The organism is uncultured Methanobrevibacter sp. (assembly GCF_937906425.1).
In the GTDB taxonomy this organism is placed as follows: Archaea; Methanobacteriota; Methanobacteria; order Methanobacteriales; family Methanobacteriaceae; genus Methanobrevibacter.
The window spans coordinates 1-5,924 of record NZ_CALCYR010000198.1; the positions used below are offsets into that span (position 1 = coordinate 1).

General features: G+C 36.1%; 1 protein-coding gene. It reads right to left on the bottom strand.

Annotated elements, in window-relative coordinates; translation table 11 throughout:
• Window positions 1-70 precede the first annotated feature (70 nt).
• Window positions 71-5,593: an Ig-like domain-containing protein gene (locus Q0138_RS05740; RefSeq protein WP_297981955.1), complete on the bottom strand. Its 5,523-nt coding sequence runs from the start codon at window positions 5,591-5,593 to the stop codon at window positions 71-73.
• Between the last annotated feature and the right edge of the window lie 331 nt (window positions 5,594-5,924).

Below are 5,924 nucleotides of genomic sequence, written 5' to 3' on the forward strand. Positions count from 1 at the left end.
ATTAGCTGAAAGCGAAAAAAAATTAAAAAATTTTAATTTAAAAAAATAAAAAGGAGAAGAATACAAACTTCTATTTTAAAACAAGTTTAGAACTTCTTGTAATAGAACTAAAAGTTATGTCTCCTTCGAATTTGCTTGTGACTGAATAAGTTCCCTTCTTGGATAAACTTACCTTAACTGTAGCAATTCCCTTTGTATTTGTTGTGCCTATGTAAGTCTTTCCATTAACTGTAAAGCTAATTTTCTTGCCTTTTAAAACAATTCCTCTTGCGTCCTTGAAGGTCGCTGTCAATGTTTTTGTCTTGGCGCTTGCCTTATAGCTTTTTGTTGGAACTGTCAGACTTGGCTTTTGAGGGTTTACGGTAATCTTTGCAACCTCAAATGATGCATTATAATCATCGTCTCCAAGGAATACGACAGCAAATGTGTATCCTCCTGTTGCCTTGAGATTTACCTGAACCTTGGCTGCACCTGTCTCATCAGTGATATAGTTGTAGATATGTCCATTGAATCCAACGGATATTTTCTTGCCTGCCAATGCATTTCCATTAATGTCAGTCAATCTGAAATTGAAGTATTCTCCATTTCTTTCTGCTGTGTTTGTAATTGCAGTTGTAGTCATGTTTGCCAATATGATTTTAGTGGCCTGACGGTAGCTTGCGTTTGTAACTGAGCTTAAAACCCTTATCTTCCTTGCATCAATTATGCCCTTTTCCATATTGATGATTGCAATGTCATAGACTCCCTTGTCAAGGTCAATCTCAATTGAAGCCTTTCCATTGTTGTCTGTTGTTTTATTGATGATTTGGCCATCCAAAACAAAGGTGATTGTCTTGTTTGCCAATGTCTTGTTGCCGTTTAGGAATTGGACAGTGTAGCTTGCATTTGAATTGTTGTAGCATGTGAAGTCCTCTGCAATAAGGATTATATTGTTTACAATTTCAAATGCCTCGCTTTCGCTTATGCCGTAGTTTTCAATTTCCAATTCCACCTTGTAGTTTCCTTCCTCAAGATCGCTTAAGTCAAGTTTTCCTTCACCATTTTTAAGCTCAACAATATATGGCCTGTTGTTGATTGAAATGGAAACTGTTTGATTAAGGTCTTTTGAAAGCTTAATTGATATTTCTGCACTGTCAAGATCAATTTCAACGTCGATTTCAGCATTTACAAGTTCAATGACCCTTATTGTATTTAAGCTTTCGGATTTTCTGTATTCCTCATCCCCATTGAATTTTGCAGAAATCTCATAGTCTCCAATTGCCTTGTTAACGGTTTGATAAACTTTTCCATCAGCATCAGTTGTTTTAAAGTATATTACTCCATCAAGGTTAATGATTATCTGTTTATTGGCCAATGGATTATTCTCTTCATCAAGCAATGTGATTTCAAAGCTTTTGCCGCTGTATTCCCCAATGTATTGGTCATTTGCAATGATTTTTGTTTCCTTTGTATTCATCACAAAGTCAATTTCCCTGTTTTGGGATATGTATTCGCTATTTTCAGCAAGGGAGAGAATTATCAGGTAATCTGAATTTTCAAGCTCATTTATTGTAATTGAAGCTTTTCCATTATATGCATCAACGCTATAGTTTCTAGTTTCATTGCTGTTTTTATCGATTAAGACAATGTTTATGCCATTATCAATTGCTTTTGAGAGGTTTATTACAATCAGGGCAGAATCTGCACTTTTGGAAATGTCTGCATCAATTTCCACCTTGTCCTTGACCTTGATTAGATTGCTTGCATCTGCGCTGTAGAATTCATTGTCTCCAGCAAATGATGCAGTGATTTCATATTCCCCTCCTTCAAGATTTATTTGGATTGTGGCCTTGCCCTCATCATCACTTGTTCCAATGATTTCTTCATCATTCAGATTGAATACAATTGTTTTGCCTGCTATCGGATTTTCATCCTCGTCCAATAGGAATATGCTGTATGAATCATTGCTTATGTCACTTGTTTCAAAATAATCGGCAATAATTGTCAAGTAATGAAGGTCTATTTCAATTGAGCCTTCGGCAAGATTTGCAATATAGTCATCATTTGCAAGTTCTGCAGTGACTGTGTAATTGCCCTTTGCCAAATTCTCAAATTCTATTTTTCCCTCTCCATCCTTTATGCTTGCAGGATAGGTCTCTCCATTGAAATTAATATTTGCTGTGTCGTTGATTGTCTTGTTCAACCTGATTTCAATTTCTATGCTGTCCACATTCTGAATGATTTCAATTTCGATTTTTACCTTGTCCTTTACCTTAACTGTTTTCTCCATTTCAAATGGAAGGTATTCATCATTTCCATTGAAGCTGATTGTGATTGGGTAAGTTCCTCCGCCGAGGCTGATTGGAATGGCTGCCTTACCATTTTCATCGGTTTTTACGGTTAGGAAATTGCTTTCAATGACGAAACTGATTTTTTCATCAGCTATTGGCTCTCCTGAAAGACTTACCAATGTGATTTCATATAATTCTCCACTGTAGTCATCGGTTACAAAGTCTTCAGCTAAAATTTTAGTTGTAATGAGGCTTATGCTGAAATTATCTCTCTTTTCAGTGCTGTTATAGATTTCACTGTTGTTGAGTCTTGCATTTACAGTGTAGTTGCCCTTGTCAAGTTCCTCAAGGATTATGCTTCCTTCACCGTCAATCAATTCAATGATATATTCGTCATCATTCACACTTAAAACTACAGTTGCATTGATCTTTTCTGAAGAGCTTATGCTGATTGTAGCATTGTTTGAGCCCCTTTCTATTTCCATATCAATTTCTACATCCATCCTTGAGATTATAACTGATATTGAATTTGATGAGTCAAGGTAGTTTTCTCCGCTGAAGCTTGCATTGACAAAGTTTTCCAGATGTTGGAAATTGTATTCAAGTTCTGCTACTCCATCAATAAGTTCAATGGTGATTTCCTCATCTGCCAAGTTAAATGTAACATTTCCGCTTTTTACGATGTTTCCATATTCGTCAATGACACTTGCAATCAGTTTGACAGGGTTATAATCATTATATATGGCTTCAATAGATGTCTCGGTATTAATTCCTGAAAGGATTGTGAATGCCTTGATGCAAGCTACTGATGAGTCATATGTGTGGCTGTCATAGGACCATGAATAGTCATAGAGATCATTCCAGTTAACTCCGTCATAGCTGATGAATGAAATGTTTTCTCCATAGGTCAGCTTGTTGAGTGAAATCTTTTCTGAAATTGGAACTCCTGCTTTGCTTCCTGGATTGATCTTAAAGATTATCTCAAATATGTCTCCAGCTGCAAGGGGGATGAAGCTGTCAAGGTTTATTGTGTAATATCCTCCAATGCTTGAACCGGACTGATTGAGTCTTGATTCTCCATTGACATTGATTGAAAGGTCCCAGTCAGTCAACTTTTCAAAGTAGGTTGAAACTGCAGCCAATATTTCAGTCTCTGTTGAAACAAACTTGTTTTTGTACCAGACTGTTGAATAGGAGTTGTAGAAATAATCTGTTTTCCCTGCAATGTCATATTGGTAGTTCTTGTCAAGTTTTATTGTATCGTTGAGGATTATTGTATATGATGCTTCACTGTCTCCAACAGGTGCAAAGACTGTATCATAATAGGATACGTAGAAGTATCCGTCCTCTCCCCAATCATCATTCCAGCTGTTTTTAACAATCCATGCGCCGTTTGCTGAAGGTGTGCGGAGGAAATTGCTTTTTGAATAGTTGTCATCCCAACCTACGATGGTTACGGCATGGTTTCCATAGCTGTTGCCATTGTAATAATAACTGTTTCCCTTTAAATATGAACTGTCAAAGTAAAGGCTGGTTCCTACAGCACCATATCTCATCAATGCTTCCTTGATTGCATCATTGTCAGTATAGCTTTCTCTTCCAAGGAAAATGATGTTTTGAACATGTATGCTTCCGTTAAGAACTGGTGAAAGCATTCCCTTGTCGTCTGTTGGATCTTCTGTCTCGTTTATAGGTCCGAGCCATGATGCGAAATAGCCGACAGGCATGGCATCATATCCTCCCTCATTGGTTTCAATCTCCCATCCGTAATCTGAATATAATGCCATTAGGTTTTTGATATTGTCCTCTGAGAAGTCATAATATTCTCCACTGGCCTTTAATATACAGGATTCGATTGTAGCCATTGCAGTGAATGCCCAACAGTTTCCGCTGGTTTCCTGATCCTTTACGCTTGTGACCTGGCCCAATTCCCTAAGGTCATACCTGCTTGGCAATTCATCGATTTCAATTTCCTTATACTGGTACATGGTATAGTTTCCATTGCCTATGTTCAGGTCAATATGGTCTACCTCATAGTTGTCTTTGAAGAGGCTTGCCTCATTTGACTCAAAGCTGTTTCCTGTAATCTTGTCGCTTAAGCTAAGTCCTCTTTTAAGGGTGTTTAAAAGTGAGTAAACCGCACCTGCAGTCATTGATGCATTGTTGTACTTGAATTGACTGTTTGTTATTGTCAATGAGGTGGAATTGTCAATGAATAGTGCACCTCCGTTACGTGCGCTGTTGTTTTCAAATTCAGATTCTGTTAAGGTGAATGTTCCATACATATGGAAGATTGCTCCTCCATTGAACTTGGCCCTGTTGCCCTTTCCCTTAATGTTTGTTAGGCTCACTTGTGAGTTTAGGCTGCATAATCCTGCGCCGAAGCTTGCACTGCAGTTTGTGAAATTGAGATTGCTTGCTGTAAGGGGTGACTCAAGAAGGTATAATCCTCCGCCGGCATCATTTATTGAAATGTCTCCAATGAATTCGGTATTTGTTATTGTAGTTCTTGAGTTATATTCCAATGCTACAGCTCCTCCATAGTTTCTTGCTGTGTTGTTTATGAAATGGGAATTGTTAATTGAGATTATTCCGCTGTCCATATAGACAGCTCCTCCATATTCTGCAGTGTTGTTTATGAAAGTACAGTTTGTAAGGTATAGCTTATATGTATTGTATGAACTGTATGGGGTGTAGATTGCACCTCCAAAATTATTGTTATAGCTGTCTGCAGTGTAACCGGTACCCTCTCTGAAGATTGTATTAGTAGCATTCAGGGTACCTGTATTGTATATGTTTATTCCGATTAGGCTTACGTTTGTGAAACTGAGAGTTGTTGATACGGTGAATCCATATCCATTGTATTTTATGATTGTATCGAGTGCATCATTGCCAAAAATGTTTACATTGTATTGGTTTACACGTCTGTCAAGCTTGTATTCTCCACTTGCAAGGTGTATGTTTGAGTTGGATTTGATTCTGCTTGCAGTAAGGTACTTGTATGGATTGGATTGGCTTCCATCCCCTGTATCTGATTCAAGGGAGGCATCAAAGTAATAGTCTGTATTTGCACCAAGTGTATTGTCATCATTTGATGCGATTATATCCATGTTGCTTGTAGTTTTTATTTCATTAGCTTCATCCTCTATGGTGATATTGTCTGGAGCTATTGCATTATTGTCGGGATCCATAGAAAATGCATTATTGTCTGGGTCCATAGCAAGTGCATTATTGTCTGGGTCCATAGCAAATGCTGATGGAATTGCAATCATTGCCAATATGAGAAATGAAATTAATAAAATAATTTTGCTTTCCTTTTTCATTTTCTTCTCCTTTTGAGTAATAATTATTATTTTAAAATATTGAATTCATTCATTAATTCATTCATTCATTTATTTATTTTTTTTCAATTGAGTCTTGTTTTTCAATTAAAAAAATTAAATTATTTTTCCTAGATTTTTTATTTTTTAATACTTAGATTTTTAGTTATAATCTAGATTTTAGTTTTTTATACTAGATTTTAGTTTTTTATACTAGATTTTTTAGTTTTTCAAACTATATTTTTAGTTTTTAATCTAGATTTTAGTTTTTTATACTAGATTTTTTAGTTTTTCAAACTAGATTTTTTAAAAAAATTTTCTTAAATATAATAAT